Source organism: Deltaproteobacteria bacterium RBG_16_64_85 (assembly GCA_001798885.1).
Lineage (GTDB): Bacteria > Desulfobacterota > Deferrimicrobia > Deferrimicrobiales > Deferrimicrobiaceae > FEB-35.
This window is the reverse complement of record MGQW01000092.1, coordinates 1-18,038: the sequence shown is the minus strand read 5'-3', so window position 1 is coordinate 18,038 and position 18,038 is coordinate 1. Positions and strand designations below refer to the sequence as shown.

General features: G+C 64.7%; 18 protein-coding genes and 2 tRNA genes. 5 read left to right on the top strand and 15 right to left on the bottom strand.

Annotation, left to right across the window (positions count from 1 at the left end; all coding sequences use genetic code 11):
• Positions 1 to 17 precede the first annotated feature (17 nt).
• The 15 genes from A2Z13_05965 to A2Z13_05895 form a co-directional block, all read right to left on the bottom strand.
• Positions 18 to 479 (bottom strand): 6,7-dimethyl-8-ribityllumazine synthase, encoded by a 462-nt coding sequence (locus A2Z13_05965; GenBank protein ID OGP76036.1) that lies wholly within the window; start codon positions 477 to 479, stop codon positions 18 to 20.
• Between the two features lie 12 nt (positions 480 to 491).
• Positions 492 to 1,697, bottom strand: a complete 1,206-nt coding sequence (locus A2Z13_05960) for a bifunctional 3,4-dihydroxy-2-butanone 4-phosphate synthase/GTP cyclohydrolase II (GenBank protein OGP76035.1) — start codon at positions 1,695 to 1,697, stop codon at positions 492 to 494.
• Positions 1,698 to 1,710: 13 nt separating this feature from the next.
• The gene (locus A2Z13_05955; GenBank protein OGP76034.1) at positions 1,711 to 2,346 is read right to left on the bottom strand and encodes a riboflavin synthase subunit alpha; all 636 of its coding nucleotides are present in this window, start codon (positions 2,344 to 2,346) and stop codon (positions 1,711 to 1,713) included.
• 101 nt (positions 2,347 to 2,447) lie between these two features.
• Positions 2,448 to 3,611, bottom strand: a complete 1,164-nt coding sequence (locus tag A2Z13_05950) for a riboflavin biosynthesis protein RibD (protein ID OGP76033.1) — start codon at positions 3,609 to 3,611, stop codon at positions 2,448 to 2,450.
• A gap of 626 nt (positions 3,612 to 4,237) precedes the next feature.
• On the bottom strand, positions 4,238 to 4,714 hold the full coding sequence (locus A2Z13_05945) for a transcriptional regulator NrdR (GenBank protein OGP76032.1): 477 nt from the start codon (positions 4,712 to 4,714) through the stop codon (positions 4,238 to 4,240).
• Positions 4,711 to 5,136 carry a cytidine deaminase gene (locus A2Z13_05940; GenBank protein ID OGP76096.1) on the bottom strand — a complete coding sequence of 142 codons (426 nt, stop codon included), beginning with the start codon at positions 5,134 to 5,136 and terminating at the stop codon, positions 4,711 to 4,713. The genes A2Z13_05945 and A2Z13_05940 overlap by 4 nt, the downstream gene beginning before the upstream one ends.
• A 48-nt stretch (positions 5,137 to 5,184) precedes the next feature.
• Complete coding sequence (locus A2Z13_05935; GenBank protein OGP76031.1) at positions 5,185 to 6,447, bottom strand: serine hydroxymethyltransferase; 1,263 nt, start codon at positions 6,445 to 6,447, stop codon at positions 5,185 to 5,187.
• Positions 6,448 to 6,466: 19 nt separating this feature from the next.
• Positions 6,467 to 6,928, bottom strand: a complete 462-nt coding sequence (locus A2Z13_05930; protein OGP76030.1) for a ribose 5-phosphate isomerase B — start codon at positions 6,926 to 6,928, stop codon at positions 6,467 to 6,469.
• Between the two features lie 13 nt (positions 6,929 to 6,941).
• Entirely contained in the window at positions 6,942 to 8,180 is a 1,239-nt protein-coding gene (locus A2Z13_05925; GenBank protein ID OGP76095.1) for a beta-ketoacyl-[acyl-carrier-protein] synthase II, read from the bottom strand.
• A 71-nt stretch (positions 8,181 to 8,251) separates the two neighbouring features.
• Complete coding sequence (locus A2Z13_05920; protein OGP76029.1) at positions 8,252 to 8,485, bottom strand: acyl carrier protein; 234 nt, start codon at positions 8,483 to 8,485, stop codon at positions 8,252 to 8,254.
• A gap of 30 nt (positions 8,486 to 8,515) precedes the next feature.
• Positions 8,516 to 9,259, bottom strand: coding sequence for a 3-oxoacyl-[acyl-carrier-protein] reductase (locus A2Z13_05915; GenBank protein ID OGP76028.1), 744 nt, complete (start codon positions 9,257 to 9,259; stop codon positions 8,516 to 8,518).
• 35 nt (positions 9,260 to 9,294) lie between these two features.
• The gene (locus A2Z13_05910; GenBank protein OGP76094.1) at positions 9,295 to 10,206 is read right to left on the bottom strand and encodes a [acyl-carrier-protein] S-malonyltransferase; all 912 of its coding nucleotides are present in this window, start codon (positions 10,204 to 10,206) and stop codon (positions 9,295 to 9,297) included.
• A gap of 59 nt (positions 10,207 to 10,265) precedes the next feature.
• Positions 10,266 to 11,273, bottom strand: a complete 1,008-nt coding sequence (locus A2Z13_05905) for a 3-oxoacyl-ACP synthase (GenBank protein OGP76027.1) — start codon at positions 11,271 to 11,273, stop codon at positions 10,266 to 10,268.
• A 5-nt stretch (positions 11,274 to 11,278) separates the two neighbouring features.
• Positions 11,279 to 12,301, bottom strand: coding sequence for a phosphate acyltransferase (locus A2Z13_05900; GenBank protein ID OGP76026.1), 1,023 nt, complete (start codon positions 12,299 to 12,301; stop codon positions 11,279 to 11,281).
• Between the two features lie 202 nt (positions 12,302 to 12,503).
• Positions 12,504 to 13,046 (bottom strand): hypothetical protein, encoded by a 543-nt coding sequence (locus A2Z13_05895; GenBank protein ID OGP76025.1) that lies wholly within the window; start codon positions 13,044 to 13,046, stop codon positions 12,504 to 12,506.
• Between the two features lie 94 nt (positions 13,047 to 13,140).
• Here A2Z13_05895 and A2Z13_05890 point away from each other — a divergent pair, with 94 nt between their 5' ends.
• The 5 genes from A2Z13_05890 (at position 13,141) to A2Z13_05870 (ending at position 17,986) form a co-directional block, all read left to right on the top strand.
• Positions 13,141 to 13,944 (top strand): AmmeMemoRadiSam system protein B, encoded by an 804-nt coding sequence (locus A2Z13_05890; GenBank protein ID OGP76024.1) that lies wholly within the window; start codon positions 13,141 to 13,143, stop codon positions 13,942 to 13,944.
• A gap of 41 nt (positions 13,945 to 13,985) precedes the next feature.
• Complete coding sequence (locus tag A2Z13_05885) at positions 13,986 to 15,389, top strand: glutamate--tRNA ligase (protein ID OGP76023.1); 1,404 nt, start codon at positions 13,986 to 13,988, stop codon at positions 15,387 to 15,389.
• Positions 15,390 to 15,402: 13 nt separating this feature from the next.
• Positions 15,403 to 17,775 carry a glutamine--tRNA ligase gene (locus A2Z13_05880; protein OGP76022.1) on the top strand — a complete coding sequence of 791 codons (2,373 nt, stop codon included), beginning with the start codon at positions 15,403 to 15,405 and terminating at the stop codon, positions 17,773 to 17,775.
• 52 nt (positions 17,776 to 17,827) lie between these two features.
• A tRNA-Gln gene (locus A2Z13_05875) sits at positions 17,828 to 17,901 on the top strand.
• Between the two features lie 9 nt (positions 17,902 to 17,910).
• Positions 17,911 to 17,986: transfer RNA gene (locus A2Z13_05870), tRNA-Glu, on the top strand.
• Positions 17,987 to 18,038: the final 52 nt, after the last annotated feature.

Below are 18,038 nucleotides of genomic sequence, written 5' to 3'. Positions count from 1 at the left end.
TCGCCCCCGGGCCCCCCTTACATCTGGCGCAGCAGCTTCGCCATCTCGATGGCCGACAGCGCGGCTTCGAACCCCTTGTTTCCCGCCTTGGCACCGGCGCGCTCGATCGCCTGCTCGACCGTATCGGTGGTGAGCACGCCGAAGGCCACGGGGATCCCCGTGTCGAGAGTCACTTGCGCAACCCCCTTGGTCACTTCGGCGCTCAGGTAATCGAAGTGCGGAGTCCCCCCGCGGATCAGCGCGCCCAGGGCGATCACGGCATCCACCTTGCCCTTGGCCGCCTTGCGGACTCCCAACGGGAGCTCGAACGAGCCGGGAACCTTCATCACGGAGATGTCCTTGTCCTCCACGCCATGCCGCCGGAGGGCGTCCATCGCCCCTTCCAGCAAGCGGTCGGTGATGAAGCTGTTGAACCGCGCCACGACGATCGTCACCTTCAATCCCTGTCCCTGGAGGTCCCCCTCGATCATCCGCACCATCGCTTCGCCCCCTCACTCGACGTTCAGGATATGTCCGAGCTTCTTCTTCTTGGTTTTGAGGTACTTCACGTTCGCCGAGTTCGGGGCCACCTCGATCGGGACCCGCTCGACCACCCGCAGGCCGTATCCCTCCAGGCCGATGATCTTCTTCGGATTGTTCGTGAGAAGGCGGATGTCCCGGATGCCGAGGTCGACCAGGATCTGCGCGCCCACTCCGTAATCCCGCAGGTCCGATTTGAACCCGAGACGCTCGTTTGCCTCCACCGTGTCGAACCCCTTGTCCTGCAGGTTGTAGGCGCGGATCTTGTTCTTCAGCCCGATCCCCCGCCCTTCCTGCCGCATGTAGAGGAGGACCCCCGCGCCTGTCCTCTCGATCATCCGCAGGGCATTCCGGAGCTGCTCGCCGCAGTCGCACCGTAGCGACCGGAATACGTCGCCGGTCAGGCACTCGGAATGGACGCGGACCAGTACGGGGACATCCGGCCTGATCTCTCCCTTGACCAGGGCCATGTGGGTATCGTCGTTGATCTCGTTCCGGTAGGCGATCGCGACGAATTCCCCGCCCTCCCGGACCGGCATCCGGGTCTCCGCGACGCGCGTGACAAGGCGCTCCCTCATCATCCGATACTCGACAAGATCCTGGATCGACACGATCTTGAGGCCGTGCTCGGCGGCGAAGACCTTCAGGTCGGGCATCCGGGCCATCGTCCCGTCTTCCTTCATGATCTCGCAGATCACGCACGCGGGAGTGCACCCCGCCAGCCGGGCGAGGTCGACGGAGCCCTCGGTCTGGCCGGTTCGGACAAGGACCCCGCCCTTCTTCGCAACGATCGGAAACACATGCCCCGGCCGCACGAGATCCTCGGGCCTGGCATTTTCCGCGATGGCCGTGCGGACGGTGGTGGACCGGTCGTAGGCCGAGATTCCCGTGGTCACCCCCCTGCGCGCCTCGATGGAAATGGTAAAAGCGGTCCCGAAGGGAGAGGAATTGTCGTGGACCATGGGGGGAAGCTGGAGCTGGCGCGCCCGCTCTTCCGTCATGCTCAGGCAGATGAGCCCCCGGCCATACCGCGCCATGAAATTGATGGAGTCGGGGGTTACATGGTCGGCCGCGATGGTCAGATCTCCTTCATTTTCGCGGTCCTCGTCATCGACGAGGATCACCATCTTCCCGGACCGGATGTCCTCGAGCGCGTCCTCGATCCTGGCAAGCGTCATCTGGACGACCTTTTCACGCGAACCCGTGTTTTTTGAGAAAATCCTTGGAGATCCCCGAATCCTTGCGTTCCAGGAACCGGAGGACATATTTCCCGACGATGTCCGTTTCCACGTTGACCCTGTCCCCAGGTCGGGCACCGCCAAAGGTGGTCCGATTCAGGGTAAACGGAATCAACGTCACCTCGAACCCGTCCGGATGGACCGTGCTGACCGTGAGGCTCACGCCGTCCACAGCCACGGCTCCCTTGAAAACAACGTATTTCATTATAGAGGAATCGGTCCGTATATGGAATACCCGGGAATCCCCCGCGGGCCGCATTTCGCGGACCGTTCCGGTGCCGTCCACGTGGCCGTACACCAGGTGACCGTCCAGCCGTCCGGAAACTACCATCGCCCGCTCCAGGTTCACCCGCCTCCCTACCGCCAGCGAACGGAACGTCGTACGGTTCAGCGTCTCTGGGGAGACATCCGCCAGGAACCGTCCGGGCCCCTTTCCGGTGACCGTAAGGCAGGCGCCGGAAACCGAAATGGAGTCGCCCGCCCGGATCTCCTCCAAAGGCAGCCCCGTGGACACTTCCAGGACGGCGCCGGTCCCTTCGGGCGCGAAAGAAACGACCGTTCCGACTTCCTCCACGATGCCCGTAAACATTTATCCCCCCGTCCCCTTTAGTACCTCAATTCACAAATACAGTCGCATTCGAACGCCGCTGCATCCGCCCCTGCTGCGTTGCGCTCCTTACGCCGTACTATCTAAGTACGCCTCAGTCGCGCGCCTTGCCGGAGCGGCGCATCGACGCTCTCGGTGCTGACCGTATTTGTGAACTGAGGCACTTGGGGCTCCGCCGTCACCACAAGATCGTCCCCCGCGCGGCGGACATCCGTGATCGCCAGTTTCCTGCCTCCGGCCACAGATCGTGCCCGGAATCCCGTCACCGCCCGCATCCCTTCCCCCAGCAGCAGCGGGGCGAGGAAGAATACGAACCGGTCGACGGCTCCGGCGGAGACCAGCCACCCGGCGGTCCTCCCCCCTCCCTCCACCAGGAGGGACGTCACACCTTCCTTCCCCAATGCCCGAAGGAAAACCTCCGCGGGAATACGCCCTCCCCGGGATGGGAGCCGGAGCACCCTCCCCCCAAGGGAAACAACCCGTTTCATGTCGCGGTCGGAAACGCCCCGAGGGCAGACAAAGAGGATCTTTCCCTGCCCCTGTCGGAAAAGCCGACGACCGGAAATATCCGACAGGCGCGAGGTGAGGATAACACGCCGGGGATCTCTTCCTCCCGGGATGCGGGAAGAGAGCAGCGGATCGTCCTTTCGGAAGGTCCCCCCCCCGACCAGCACGGCGTCGGTTTCCGCACGCATCCGGTGGGTCCTCTTGCGGGACTCCTCCCCGCTGATCCATCGGGACATTCCCGTGGAGGAGGCAATCTGTCCATCCAGCGACATTGCGAGTTTCAGGGTGACGTAGGGCTTCCCGGAAACCACCCACCGGCAATAGGGGCGGTTGAGAGACCGCGCCTCCTCCTCGAGAAGGCCGTCGGCCACCGCAACACCCGCCCTTCGGAGAGCCGAAAGCCCCTTGCCGGAGACCAGCGGGTTCGGGTCCTTCATGGCGGCCGCGACCCGCCGGATTCCCGCGGACAGGATCGCCTCGGTGCACGGACCCGTGCGACCGACATGGCAGCACGGCTCCAGGGTCACGTAAAGGTCGGCCCCCGTAGCCAAGGATCCGGCGTCCCGGATCGCCTCCACTTCCGCGTGGGGCAGTCCAGCGGCCCGGTGAACACCGCAGCCGACGACTTTCCCGCCCCGGACGAGGACCGCTCCCACCGCGGGGTTCGGCGAGGTCCGCCCGACGCCCTTTCGGGCGAGCCGGAGGGCCATCCGCATGAACTCGGGCCGCGGGAAGGTCACGTCAGGCCCTCCCCCGGTGAAACGAGACGCCAGGCACGTAAGGTGCTGCGCCTCAGGGGGGACCTCGCTGGCGATCCGCCATGGCTCCCCGGCTTCGTCCAGCAAACGTGCCCCAATTTCCTATCCCCGGCCTTCGGTCTCCCGTAACCGACCGCCAAGCTCTCCGTTGCCAGGAACGCGTGGCCTACGCCGGTTCCGCGATTGTGGCTGCTCGCTGCGCGAGGCCCCCCTTCGGCTGCACCTTCCGTGCGGGCGGTACGCGCCATCGACGGAAGGCACACGCCGCGGGAAGGTCCGGCGGAGCCGCCGCAGGAGGGGGGCGCAGTGAGACCGGCCTTCAGGGTTCCGTTCCCGCAGAGGCCGTGCACTGAGAGGGTCGATGCGCCGCGTCCGGCGAGGCGCCCGACCGAAGCGTACCGCTGCGGTACGGTGAGGGAGGGCAACGAAGCCGGGGCGGATGCAGCGGCCCTCGAATGCCGGGATCTGAGGGAATGGAGCCCTGGAGGCCGGTGCGCAGCCGTGCGGATCCACCGCACGGCGAGCCACGAACGGAGTCCCCCTCCGAGGCGGCGCAGCCGAAGGGAGATCTGAGCGGACGATTGACGGTGTCGCATCGCGCGGGCCCCTTACGGCTTCGTCGGGCGGTCCGTCGGTTCGGAGATGAGCGTCTTGATCTCCTCCACGAACTGGCTCAGATCCTTGAACTGGCGGTACACCGAGGCGAACCGGACGTACGCCACGTCATCCAGCTTCAACAGCTCCGCCATGACGCGCCCCCCGATCTCCACCGAGGAGATCTCCTTCTCCCCGGAAGCCTGGAATTCCCCTTCCAGGGTTTCCACGACTTTTTCGATGGTGGCGTAGCTGATCGGCCGCTTCTCGCACGCCTTGAGGATGCCGCTGAGGATCTTCTGGCGGTCGAAGGACTCCCGGCGCCCGTCGCGCTTGATAACCAGGGGGAGTTCCTCCTCGATCCGTTCGTAGGTGGTGAACCGCTTGCGGCAGGAGAGGCACTCCCGCCGCCTCCGTATGACGTCTCCTTCCTTGCCCGCGCGGGAGTCGACCACCTTGTTGTCGACATGGCCACACCGGGGGCACTTCAAGGATCGCGCTCCTCCAGGCGGACCAGCTCCATGCCCACCTCCCGGATCATCTCCTCGGTGAGCGGGTCGGCGTAGCCTTCCAGGTAGACGATCCGCCGGACGCCGGCGTTGATCAGCATCTTTGCGCAGATGATGCAGGGAAGGTTCGTGCAGTAGAGGACGGCGTCGCGGATCGAAACGCCGTGGAACGCCGCCTGGATGATCGCGTTCTGCTCCGCGTGGAGCCCGCGGCACAGCTCGTGCCGCTCTCCCGACGGGACGTTCAGCTTCTCCCGGAGGCATCCTGTCACCTCACAATGGGTGACTCCGGACGGGACACCGTTGTACCCCGTGGCCAAAAGACGGCGGTCCTTGACCAGCACCGCGCCCACCGCGCGCCGCAGGCAGGACGATCGCCGGGACGCCAGCTTCGCCATGTCCATGAAATAGGTGTCCCAGTCAGGCCGCACGCGCGCCGCCGTCTTCAACGTTTAGCTTCCCGCATAAGCCGCCAGCCGTTCGGGGTAGAGGGGGAACGCCTCGCAGATGTCGCGGACGGCCGCCATCACCCGTTTCTCCACGGTGAAGTCGCCGGGCGCCGTGAGGATATCGGCGATCATATTCCCGATCCGCTCCATCTCGCGCTCCTTCATCCCGCGCGTGGTAACTGCCGGTGTCCCGGCCCGGATGCCGCTGGTGACGAACGGACTGCGCGTCTCGAACGGAACGGTGTTCTTGTTGACGGTGATCCCCACCCGGTCGAGTGCCTCCTGCGCGTCCTTCCCGGTCAGGGGGGTATCCTTGAGATTGACGAGGAACAGGTGGGTGTCCGTCCCGCCGGAAACGAGCCGGAAACCCCGCCCGGCGATCGCCCCCGCCATGGCCCGGGCGTTGCGGACGATCTGCGCCTGGTACACCTTGAACTCCGGAGTCATCGCCTCCTTGAGCGCCACCGCCTTCGCCGCGATGACGTGCATCAGCGGCCCGCCCTGGGTGCCGGGAAAGATCGACGAGTTCAGCTTCTTGGCCATCTCCTCGCGACACAGGATGATCCCCGCCCGGGGCCCCCGCAGCGTCTTGTGCGTTGTGGTGGTCACGAACTCGCAGTAGGGGACGGGATTGGGGTGCAGGCCGACGGCCACGAGCCCCGCCACGTGGGCAATGTCCGCCATCAGCATTGCGCCCGTCTCGTCCGCGATCTTCCGGAAGGGGGCGAAGTCGATGATCCTGGGATATGCGGACGCGCCGATGACGATCATCTTGGGCTTGTGCTGAATCGCCAGGTCGCGCACCTGGTCGAAGTCGATCGTCTCCGTGTCCGGCCGCACGCCGTACGAAACGACGTTGAACAGCTTTCCGGAAAAGTTGACCGGGCTGCCGTGCGTCAGGTGCCCGCCGTGGGAGAGGTTCATCCCCAGCATGGTGTCGCCGGGAGTCATCGCGGCCAAGTAGACCGCCATGTTGGCCTGGGAGCCGGAATGCGGCTGGACGTTTACGTGCTCGGCTCCGAAGATCTTCTTCGCCCGCTCGATGGCCAGCGTCTCGGCCTGGTCGACGAACTCGCATCCGCCGTAGTACCGCTTCCCTGGGTACCCCTCCGCGTACTTGTTCGTCAGCACGGAGCCGGTCGCCTCCAGCACGGCCTCGCTCACGAAGTTCTCGGAGGGGATCAGCTCCAAGCCGAACGCCTGCCGCTCCGTCTCCCGCCGGATGACTTCGTAGATCTCGGGATCCACCGTCTTCAGGATAGACATGCGCGCTTCGCTCCTTATCTCACGCCTGCAGGCCGAGGCGTTTCTCGATGCCGTTGATTTTCTCCACCCTCCGGGCGTGCCTCCCCTTCTCGAAAGGCTCGGAGAGAAAGATCCGGAGACGGGCCACCGCGGCGTCGACCTTCATCGTCCGGGAGCCGAAGACCGCCACGTTGGCGTCGTTGTGCAGGCGGGCATGCCGTGCCGTGAAGTCGTCGTACAACAGCGCCGCGCGGACGTTGGGGAACTTGTTGGCGGAGATCGACATCCCGACGCCGGTCCCGCAGACCAGGACCCCCCGGGCCGCCTGGCCGCCGGAGACGCGCAAGGCGACCGCCTCCGCATAGTCGGGGTAGTCCACCGCGTCGGTGGCGTCGGGGCCCAGGTCCAGGACGGCATAGCCCCACTCCTCAAGAGCGTCCCGGAGGCGCCGTCTCATTTCCAGGCCGGCGTGATCCGACGCAACCGCCACGGTCAGCGTCATGCGGTCCATCCGCCTACCCAGGGAACCTGCCGAACAGCAGGCACGAGTTGGTTCCGCCGAACCCGAACGAATTCGAAAGGACATAACGGATCGGCCGGTTACGCGACGTGTTGGGCACGTAGTCCAGGTCGCACTCCGGGTCCGGCGTCGTGTAGTTGATCGTCGGCGGGACGATCCCGTCGCGCAGCGCCAATACGGAAAAGACGCTCTCGATGGCGCCAGCCGCTCCCAGGAGGTGGCCGGTCATCGACTTGGTGGAGCTGACCATCAGGCGGGAGGAGTGACCCTTGAAAACGGTCTTGATGGCCATCGTTTCATAAAGGTCGTTGTAGGGCGTCGAGGTCCCGTGGGCGTTGATGTACTCCACCTCCTCGGGGTTGACCCGCCCGTCCGCGAGCGCCGCCTGCATGCAGCGGACCGCTCCTTCCCCGCCGGGAGCGGGGGCGGTGACGTGGTAGGCGTCCGCCGATGCCCCGTAGCCGAGCAGCTCCGCGTAGATCTTCGCGCCGCGCCGCTTCGCAAATTCCAGCTCTTCCAGGATGAGCATGGCCGCGCCTTCCCCCATCACGAAGCCGTCGCGATCCTTGTCGAAGGGCCGGGACGCCGCGGCGGGGTCTCCGTTCCGGGTGGAGAGCGCCTTCATGGCGCAGAATCCACCGAGGCCCATCACGGTGATGGTGGCCTCCGACCCGCCCGCGATCACCGCGTCGCAGGCTCCCCGCCGGATCGCCTCGAGCGCCTCCCCGACCGCGTGGCTCGAGGCCGCGCAGGCCGTGGTGGTCGTGATGTTCGGCCCCTTCGCCCCGTACTTCATCGCGATGTGGCCGGGAGCCAGGTTGGAGATCAGCATCGGGATGAAGAAGGGGCTGATCTTGCGGGCTCCCCCCTCGAGATACGCCTTGTGGTAATGCTCGAGCGTGGTGAGCCCCCCCAGCCCGCTCCCCACGTAGACCCCGATGCGGGGACCGAGCCTCTCGTCGATCGTCAATCCGGAATCGGTAACGGCGAGATGGGCGGCCGCCATGGCGATCTGGATGAACGGGTCCATCCGCTTGATCTCTTTCCTGTCGACGAAGTCCTCGGGGACGAACCCCTTGACCTCGGCGGCAATCCTGGTCGGGAATTCCGCCGCGTCGAACTTGGTGATCAGCGAAACGCCCGACCGGCCGGCGAGGAGCGCCTCCCACGTCGGCTCCACACCGATCCCCAGCGGCGTCACCGCCCCCAACCCAGTTACGACCACTCTCCGCATCCGGTTCCCTTCCCATCGCGGACCGCGTTCCGTAGGCGTCCTTTCCGCCGCCGGACCCCGCGGATCCATCGTTATTTCGCGTGGGCCTTGATGTACTCCACGACGTCGTTCACGGTCTTGATCTTCTCGGCATCCTCGTCCGGGATCTCGATCCCGAACTCCTCTTCCATCTTCATCACCAGCTCCACGATATCGAGCGAATCCGCACCCAGGTCGTCGATGAACGACGCTTGGATCGTAACGTCGTTCACGTCCTTCCCCAGTTGCTCCGCCACGATCTCCTTCACTTTTTTCTCAACCGACATCTGTGGTCCTCCCTTCCTTTTGATATACTCTCACATGTACAGCCCGCCGTTGATCCCGATCACCTGCCCGGTGACGTAACCCGCGCCATCCGTTGCCAGGTAAAGCGCAAGCTCCGCGACTTCCTCCGGGGCGGCAAACCTCTTCAGGGGAATCTGCTCCATGAACGATTTCTGCACCGCCTCCGGCAGGCTCGCCGTCATGGCTGTCTGGATGAACCCGGGCGCGATGGCGTTCACCGTGATCCCCCGCGAGCCGAGCTCGCGCGCCATCGACTTGGTGAAGCCCGCGATCCCCGCCTTCGCCGCCGAATAGTTCGACTGCCCCGCGTTCCCCATCAACCCGACGACCGAGCTCATGTTGATGATCCGGCCGCCCCGCTGCTTGATCATGTGCCGTGACACGGCCTTGGTGAGGAGAAAGGTCCCTTTCAGGTTGGTCCGGACGACCGCGTCGAAATCCTCCTCGGACATCCGCATCAGGAGGTTGTCCCGGGTGATCCCCGCGTTGTTCACCAGGATGTCGATCCTCCCCTGCGCAGCGAGGATATTGGCAACGGCGGCATCGACCTGGGCGGCGTCCCCGACGTCGAACATCTCCACCCTCCCCTTGCTCCCGTTCTTCTCGAGGCCGGCGAGGGTTTCCCGGGCGGCGGTCTCGTTGGCCACGTCGCTGATCACCACGACGGCCCCTTCGGCGGCGAACCGCTCCACAATGGCTTTCCCGATCCCCCGCGCAGAGCCGGTGACCAGAGCGACCTTGTCCGCAAGCCGCATCGCCTTAGCCCCCCTTCCCGAAGTTCATATCCTCATTACCGGTAATCGTTCAAGAGAAAACTCCATCCGGGGAGGCCGCGGACCCCGGTCAAGTCGACGGGCGCACAGAAAGCCGCCACGACAGCGTCCCGATCGATCCGACGGAGCAGCCCGGAGAGCACTTTTCCCGGCCCCACCTCCAGGAATGCGGCGACGCCCATCCCCCGCATGTTCCGGATGCATTCCTCCCAGCGGACCGGGGCGACGATCTGGCGGATGAGCCATTCGGCAGCCGGGGCGGCGGGAGGATACGGATCCGCGGTGACGTTCGCCACCACCGGGAACCGGAACGGTCCCTGCGCCAGGGCGCGAAGCTCCGGGGCGAGTCGATCGGCGGCCGGTTGCATCAGGGAGCAGTGAAAGGGCGCACTGACCGGCAGCGGCATCGCTCTCTTCGCGCCCGCCGATTTGGCCGCCTCGCAGGCGGCGTACACCGCCTCCGCGCTCCCGGAAATCACGACCTGGTCCCCGCCGTTGAAGTTCGCCGGCTCGACGACGCCCTTCGCGGCGCCCGACCGGCAGGCCGCGGCCACCCCCTCGGGAGCGAGGCCGATCAGAGCAGCCATCGCACCCTCCCCCACCTTCACGGCCTCCTGCATGTACCTTCCCCGGGAACGCAGGACGCGCGCCGCATCTCCCACGGACAGCACGCCCGACGCAACCAGAGCCGAGTACTCCCCCAGGGAGTGCCCCGCGGCGCAGAGCGGCTGGATCCCGGTTTCCGCCTCGAGCGCTCGGAACGCCGCAACGCTGACGGTGAAAATCGCCGGTTGCGTGTTTTCGGTCAGCCGCAATTCCTCCTCGGTGCCGCGAAAGCAGAGCGCCGCCAAGTCCATCCCAGCAGCGTCGGACGCTTCCTCGAACACGGCGCGAGCGGCCGGATACGCCTCGTGCAGCTCCTTCCCCATCCCCGCGAACTGCGAGCCCTGCCCGGGAAAAAGGAGACCGATCCCCACCGTCGTCCCTCTCACATCCGCAGAAGCGCGGAGCCCCAGGTGAGCCCGCCGCCGAACGCCGCCAGGAGCACGAGGTCGCCCTTCGAGTAACGCCCCTTCTCCCGCGCCTCCGCGAGCGCAATCGGGATCGAAGCCGCGGAGGTGTTTCCGTAACGTTCCAGGTTGACGAACACCTTTCCCTCGGGGACCCCCAGCCGTTTCCCCACCGCGGTGATGATCCGCAGATTGGCCTGGTGGGGAATGAAAAGGTCGATATCCGCGACCGTGAAGCCGTTCCGGGCCAGCGCTTCCTGGCTCACCTCGGCCATCCGATTCACGGCGCATTTGAACGTCTCGTTGCCCGCCATCCGGATAAAGTTCGTCCGTTTCTTCATCGTCATCGGATCGCAGGGGTCGACGGTTCCCCCGCCCGGGCAGTGAATCATCTCCCACAGGTTCCCGTCCGAGTGGAGGTGGCAGCTCAAGACCCCCTCCCCGTCGCCGCATTCGGAGAGCACCACCGCCCCCGCCCCGTCCCCGAAGAGGATGCACGTGGAACGGTCGGTGTAGTCCGTGAGGGAAGACAATATTTCCGCCCCCACGACCAGGACCTTTTTCCCGCGCCCCGCCCGGATCAAGGCATCCGCCACGGTGAGGGAATAGACGAACCCGGAGCACGCCGCGTTGAGGTCCAGCGCGAACGCGCGGATTGCCCCCAGTTTCATCTGGAGAAAGCAGGCCGTGGAGGGCAAAGGCATATCGGGGGTACAGGTCCCCACCACAACGATGTCCAGCTCCCCCGCGTCCACGCCGGCGTCCGCCAGCGCCAAGCGGGAGGCCTCCAGGCACAGGTCGGAGGTCGCCGACCCCGGTTCGGCGATCCGGCGCTCCTTGATCCCCGTACGCGTCGAGATCCACTCGTCGTTCGTGTCGACCATCTTTTCGAAGTCGTCGTTGTTCAGGATTTTCGGCGGGGCGTAGCCCCCCACACCGATGATCTTGGATCCCACCTTTTTCTCCCCCTCCCGCCGCGTGGGCATCCGCCCTATTCCGCGGCCGCTTCCTCGTCCCGCACGTAACCGCCCCGCGCGACCAAAACGGCGATCTCCTCTTCGACGCCGCACCGATGGAGCGATCCGGCGGATCGGATCGCGTTCTTCATCGCCTTCGCGTCGGATGAGCCGTGGCAGATCACCACACCTCCCTTCACTCCGAGCAGCGGCGCCCCCCCGTACTCCGTATAATCCATGCGCTTTTTTACCTGGCGGATCGCCCCACCCGCCAGGAGGACCCCCAGCTTCGCCATGGCGGATTTTTCGATCTCGTTTTTCAGAAATTGGCCCAGCGCGGAGGCCATCCCCTCCATCGTCTTCAGGGCGACGTTCCCCACGAATCCGTCGCAGACGAAGACGTCCGCCTTTCCGATGAAAAAGTCGCGCCCCTCGACGTTTCCCACGAAGTTCAGGCCCGTCCTGCGGAAGAGCGCGCCCGTCTCGCGCGTCAGGTCCGTCCCCTTCGAATCCTCCTCGCCAATGCTCACCAGGCCGATCCGGGGACGGGAAATTCCGAGAATCTTTTTGGCGTAGGCATCCCCCATGAATCCGAACTGCAGCAGGTGAGCGGGCTTGCAGCCGACGTTCGCCCCCGCGTCGATCAGGACGATCGGCCCCGATGGGGTGGGGATCGTCGCCGTGATCGCGGGCCGGTCGATCCCCCGGATCTTCCGTAACACATAGAGCGCTCCGGCCATCACGGCCCCCGAATTCCCCGCGCTCACGAATGCGGAGGCCTTCCCCTCCGCTACCAGGTTCAACCCCACGCGGATGGAGGAGTGTTTCTTCTTCCGGAAGGCCACGCCCGGCACATCGCACATTTCGACGACCTCGGATGCATGCACCACCTCGATCTTGCCGATGCCGACACCGAGGGAACGCAGTTCGTCCCGGAGCAGCTCTTCGCGGCCCACCAGCACGATCGGAAGGTCCATCTCCTGCGAGGCCTGCACCGCCCCCCGGATCACCTCCAGCGGGGCGTGATCCCCTCCCATCGCGTCAACGGCAATTTTCATCGGAGGATGGTATTAAAGACCGTCAGTCCTGTGCAATGACTTCCCGGCCGTTGTAGGTCCCGCAATTCGGGCACACGGCGTGGGGCCGTTTGACCTGCTTGCACTGTGGGCACGTGCTCCGTGCGGGATTGGCGAGCTTCTTGTGGGTCCGCCGCTTGTCCCTGCGGCATTTCGATCCCCGTCGTTTGGGATTCGGCATCCTCTACTCCTTTTCTTTCTTCAGGCTCTTCAAAATATCGAACAGCCCCGCGGCTTGAGGTTCGGGGCAGTTGCACTCCTCCCGGTTGCGGTTGCCGCCGCACTTCGGGCAAATCCCCCGGCATTCCTCCGAACAAAGGAGCTTGACCGGCAAGGTCAGCGCAACCTGTTCCCAGATAAGATCGTTCAACTCGATCCCGGCCCCGTCGTAATAACCGATGTCGAGGTCGTCCTCGTGCAGTTCAACGTTCGAGGCCCCAGCGGGGCCCCTGTCGCGGGGAACGAGGATCGCGGAGAACTCCTTCTCCAGCGTGACCGTGAACGCCTCGGCGCAGCGGTCGCAGGAAGCCTCCCCCTCAGCCACAAACGACCCGTTTGCAAAAAGATTTCGTCCCTCAGGCGTCAGGATCAGGCCGGCGGAAACCAACCGGCACGTCCGCAGGGGATACGGGTCCATCCCCTCCAGGATCCGGGGAATAAAGGCCTTTCCCCTGTTTGCTACGACGTCGAGCCCCTTGCGGGGAATCTCGGAAATTTTTATGTACAAAGGACGAACTTCCCCGAAAATTCAAAAGGATACTATAGAAAACCCTCCGATGCCTGTCAATCGCGAATATTCCTTGTTATGGTAACATGTTTATATGATACGGGCCCCCGCTGTCGCAGGCCAATTCTACCCCGGCACACAGAGAGAGCTGGACCTGGAAGTCCGGCGCCTGACCCGGGACATCCCTGGAAAGATCCGTGCCAGGGGGATCGTCGTCCCGCATGCTGGATATGTCTATTCGGGCGCTGTGGCGGGGGAAGTGTTCTCCTCGGTGGAAATCCCCGACCGCCAGATCATTTTCTGCCCCAATCACACGGGGATGGGAGCGGAGGCCGCCGTCATGACCCGGGGGGCATGGAGGATGCCCTGGGGAGAGGTCCCGATCGCCGAGGACCTGGCGGGGCGGCTCCTCGCCGCCTCCCCCCTCCTCACGGAGGACCGGTCGGCGCACAGCAGGGAACATTCCCTCGAGGTGCAGCTCCCGTTCCTGAGGAGATTCCTGGGGGCATTCCGGTTCGTGCCCATCGCTCTCGGCCGCCTCTCCCTGATCGACTGCCGGACGCTGGGGGAGGCCGTTGCGGACGTCATCCGGGACGACCCCTCGCCGCCCCTGCTGATCGCGAGTTCGGACATGACCCATTACGAGCCCTACGCAACCGCACGGAAAAAGGACGAGAGAGCCATTTCGCGGATCCTTGCACTCGACCCCGAGGGCCTCTACCGGACGGTCCGTTCGGAGCGGATCACCATGTGCGGGGCGATTCCCACGACGGTGATGCTGTTCGCCGTCCTTTCCCTTGGCGCCACCGAAGCCCGTCTGATAAAATATGCCACCTCCGGCGATGTCAGCGGGGATTACGGTCAGGTCGTCGGATACGCGGGCCTGGCCGTCCTGTAGCAGGAGATCCGCAACCTTCGTTGGCCGCAAACGAGGCAAGAATGTCTTCCGTCGTCACCCGTTTTGCCCCCAGCCCGACGGGCTACCTCCACATCGGAGGCGCCCGCACCGCCCTCTTCAATTGGCTCTACGCGCGGCGGACCGGGGGTAAGTTCATCCTGCGGATCGAGGACACCGACCAGGAGCGGTCGACGCCGGAGTCGGTACAGGCGATCCTGGACGGGATGCGATGGCTCGGGATGACGTGGGATGAGGGCCCCTATTACCAGACCGAACGCACGGAGCTCTATCGCAAGGAGGCCGGGCGTCTTCTGCTCGAAGGAAAGGCGTACCGCTGCGTCTGCGATCCGGTGAATCACGATTCGCGCCGCGAGGCGATGAGAGCCCGGGGGGAGAAGCCCCGGTACGACGGACGGTGCCGGAACCTCCCTTCCGCGGAAACCGAAGGGAAGACCCACGTCGTCCGCTTCAAGGCACCGCAGTCCGGCAAGACCTCCGTCCACGACATCCTCCGCGGGGATGTGACGTACGAGAATACCGAGCTGGACGACCTCGTCCTCCTTCGGTCGGACGGCTCCCCGACCTACAATTTCGTCGTTGTCGTCGACGACGCCGCGATGGGGATCACCCACGTCCTGCGGGGGGATGACCACCTCAACAACACCCCGAAGCAGGTCCTTCTCTACGAGGCGCTCGGGGTTCCCTTGCCTGCGTTCGGCCACTTCCCGCTGATTCACGGAATGGAGGGGGGGAAGCTCTCGAAGCGCCAGGACGACGTGTCCGTGATTGCGTACCAGGAAAAGGGGTTCCTGCCGGAGGCGATGATCAACTACCTGGTCCGTCTCGGCTGGGGGCACGGCGACCAGGAAATCTTCTCCGCCGAGGAACTGCAGCGCATCTTCACCCTGGAGAACGTGGGGAAATCCCCTTCGAAGTTCAACCCGGACAAACTGCTCCACCTGAATGCCCATTACATCAAGGCGGGAGATCCGGACCGGCTGGCCCGCCTTCTCATTCCCTTCCTGAAGCGAAAAGGGATCGAGGCAACCCACTCCTCCTGGCTGGTCTCGGCAGTCCTGACCCTGCAGGAGCGCTCCCGGACCCTCGTGGAGATGGCCGATTCGGCCGAGTATTACTTCCGGGAGAAGGAGGTCGACCCGAAAGCAGCAGCGAAATTCCTCACCCCGGAAATGGCTCCCATCTTCGAGGAGATCATCGAGGCGCTTTCTCCGGTGAAGGAGTTCACCCCCGCCGCCATGGAGGCGGCGATCGCCGGAGTCGTCGAGCGGGTCGGGGGCAAACTCGGAAAGATCGCCCAGCCGATGCGCGTGGCACTTACGGGGGGCACCGCCTCCCCCGGACTCTTCGACGTCATGGAGGTCCTCGGCCGAGAAGAGGTGGTCAAACGCCTTTCCACGGCGGCGAAATGGATCCGCGTGCACTGAGGAAGCCGCATCCATGCCGAATTCCACATCGAATCCACAGGGGCACGAGGGCAGGGAGAACCTCGATTTTCTCCGTGAGATCGTCAAACGCGACACCCTCTCCGGCCTCTACCACGGCCGAGTGGTGACGCGCTTCCCCCCAGAGCCGAACGGCTATCTGCATATCGGCCATGCCAAATCCATCTGCCTGAACTTCGGCATCGCGCGGGAGTTCGGCGGCGTCTGCCACATGCGGTTCGACGACACGAACCCGGAAACCGAGGACATGTCGTACGTCGAGTCGATTCTGCGCGACGTGCGCTGGCTGGGCTTCGACTGGCAGGACAAGCTTTTTTTCGCTTCGGATTACTACGAGCAGCTCTACGAGTTTGCGATCCGGCTGATCCGGGACGGCAATGCCTACGTGGACAGCCAGAGCGAAGAGGAGATCCGCCGCTACCGCGGCACCATTACCGAACCGGGCCGCGAAAGCCCTTGGCGCAGCCGTTCCGTGGAGGAGAACCTGGACCTCTTTACCCGCATGCGCGCAGGCGAGTTTCCGGACGGAGCGCACGTCCTTCGCGCCAAGATCGACATGGCGGCCAGGAACATGAAGATGCGCGACCCGCTGCTCTACCGGATCCGCCATGCGTCGCACTACCGGAGAGGCGAAGCCTGGTGCATCTATCCGATGTACGATTTCGCTCACCCCCTGTCGGACGCCGTCGAGAACATCACGCATTCGATCTGCACGCTGGAGTTCGAAAACAACCGTGCGATCTACGAATGGCTGGTCGGCAACCTGTTCCCTGAACCGCGGCCTCGCCAGTACGAATTCGCGCGGCTCAACCTCGACTTTACGGTCATGAGCAAGCGCAAGTTGCTCCAGCTCGTGGAAGAGGGCCTGGTCTCCGGCTGGGACGACCCGCGCATGCCGACGATCGCCGGTATGCGACGGCGGGGCTACACACCGGAAGGCATCCGCCTTTTTGCGGCGCGCATCGGCGTCGACAAGGCCAACAGCCGCGTGAGCATGGAACTGTTCGAAGACGCGATCCGCGACGACCTAAACCCGCGCACTCCGCGCGTCTTGGCCGTATTGCGGCCCCTGAAAGTGACGATCACCAATTACCCGGCGGGAAATGTCGAGTGGCTGGAAGCTCCCTACTGGCCGCATGATATCGATCGGGAAGGCTCCCGCCGTCTCCCGCTGACCCGCGAGATTTTTATCGAAAGAACCGACTTCAGCGAGAACCCTCCAGCCGATTGGATGCGGCTGCGGCCGGGGGGGGAGGTGCGCCTGTTGAGCGCATACCTTATCCGGTGCGAGGAGATCGTCAAGGACCCGGCCACGGGGAACGTCATCGAACTTCACTGCACATACGATCCGGGTTCGCTGGGCAAGGCGGCCGGAGCGAAGCGCAGGAAAAGCGCGGCCATCCAGTGGGCGTCGGCAGCGCACGCCGTGCCGGCCGAGATCCGCCTGTATAACCGGTTGTTCACCGTCGCCAACCCCGAGGAGGCGGAGGATGGAAAGACCTTCAAGGATTATCTGAATCCGGATTCGGTGGAAATTTTACGCGGTTGCCTCCTCGAGCCCGGCCTGGCGGACACGCCGCCCGGCGAACGCTTCCAGTTCGTGCGCCACGGCTACTTTATCGCCGATGCCGTCGACTCGAGACCAGGCGCTCCCGTGTTCAACCGCATCATCGAACTGCGGGACACCTACAAGAGTGACAAGGGCATCGATACCCCCCGTGGGATCACGAGCGGCACAAAGCCCGCCCGCCGGGCGGAGAAGGCGAAAGACACCCCCGCGGTTGCCGCAGGCACGATTTCGGACGAGCGCTCGCGTGCGCGTGCCGCAAATGCTTCCCTCTCCCGCCGTTACGACGACTACATCAAAGTCCTTGGGTTGACCCCGGAGCTGGCCGATGTGCTGACGGGCGAATCGGCAGTCGCCGATTTCTTCGACGCGGCCGTTGCGGCCTACCCCAACGCCAGGGCCGTCGCCAACTGGATGGCCAACGACGTCCTGCGGGAGCTCAAGGGACTCCGCATCGACGAGTTGCCGTTTACCGCTTCGGAGCTGGCGGAACTGATCCAACTGGTCGATCGGCAGGCCATCACGAACCCGGCGGCAAAAACCATCTTCGGGGAGATGTTGACCAGGGGCGGAAAGCCACGAGAGATCGTCGCGCGGCTTGGTTTTGATCAGGCGTTATCCGCCGCCGAATTGGCGGCAGCGGTCGACGCGGTCCTGGCCAGGCTGCCGGACAAGGTGGAAGCGTATCGCACCGGGAAGACCAGCCTGCTGGGTCTTTTCATGGGACAGGTGATAAAAGCCACGGGCGGCAAGGCCGTTCCGCGCGCGGTGCAGGAGCTGCTCAAACAGAGGCTTGGTTAGCCGGATTGGCTCTTGACGCTCCGCCACGGCATCGGTTAACCTGCTTTTCCGTTGAGGAGTAGTGAAACGGCATCACACCTGGCTCTGGACCAGGTTTTCCAGGTTCGAATCCTGGCTCCTCAGCCAACTTTTTGCGGTCCCATCGTCTAGTGGCCCAGGACACCGCCCTCTCACGGCGAAAACGCGGGTTCGAACCCCGCTGGGACCGCCACGAATGCCCGAGCCCCCGCAAGGGGGCTTTTCATTCGTGGCGGCTTCACAAT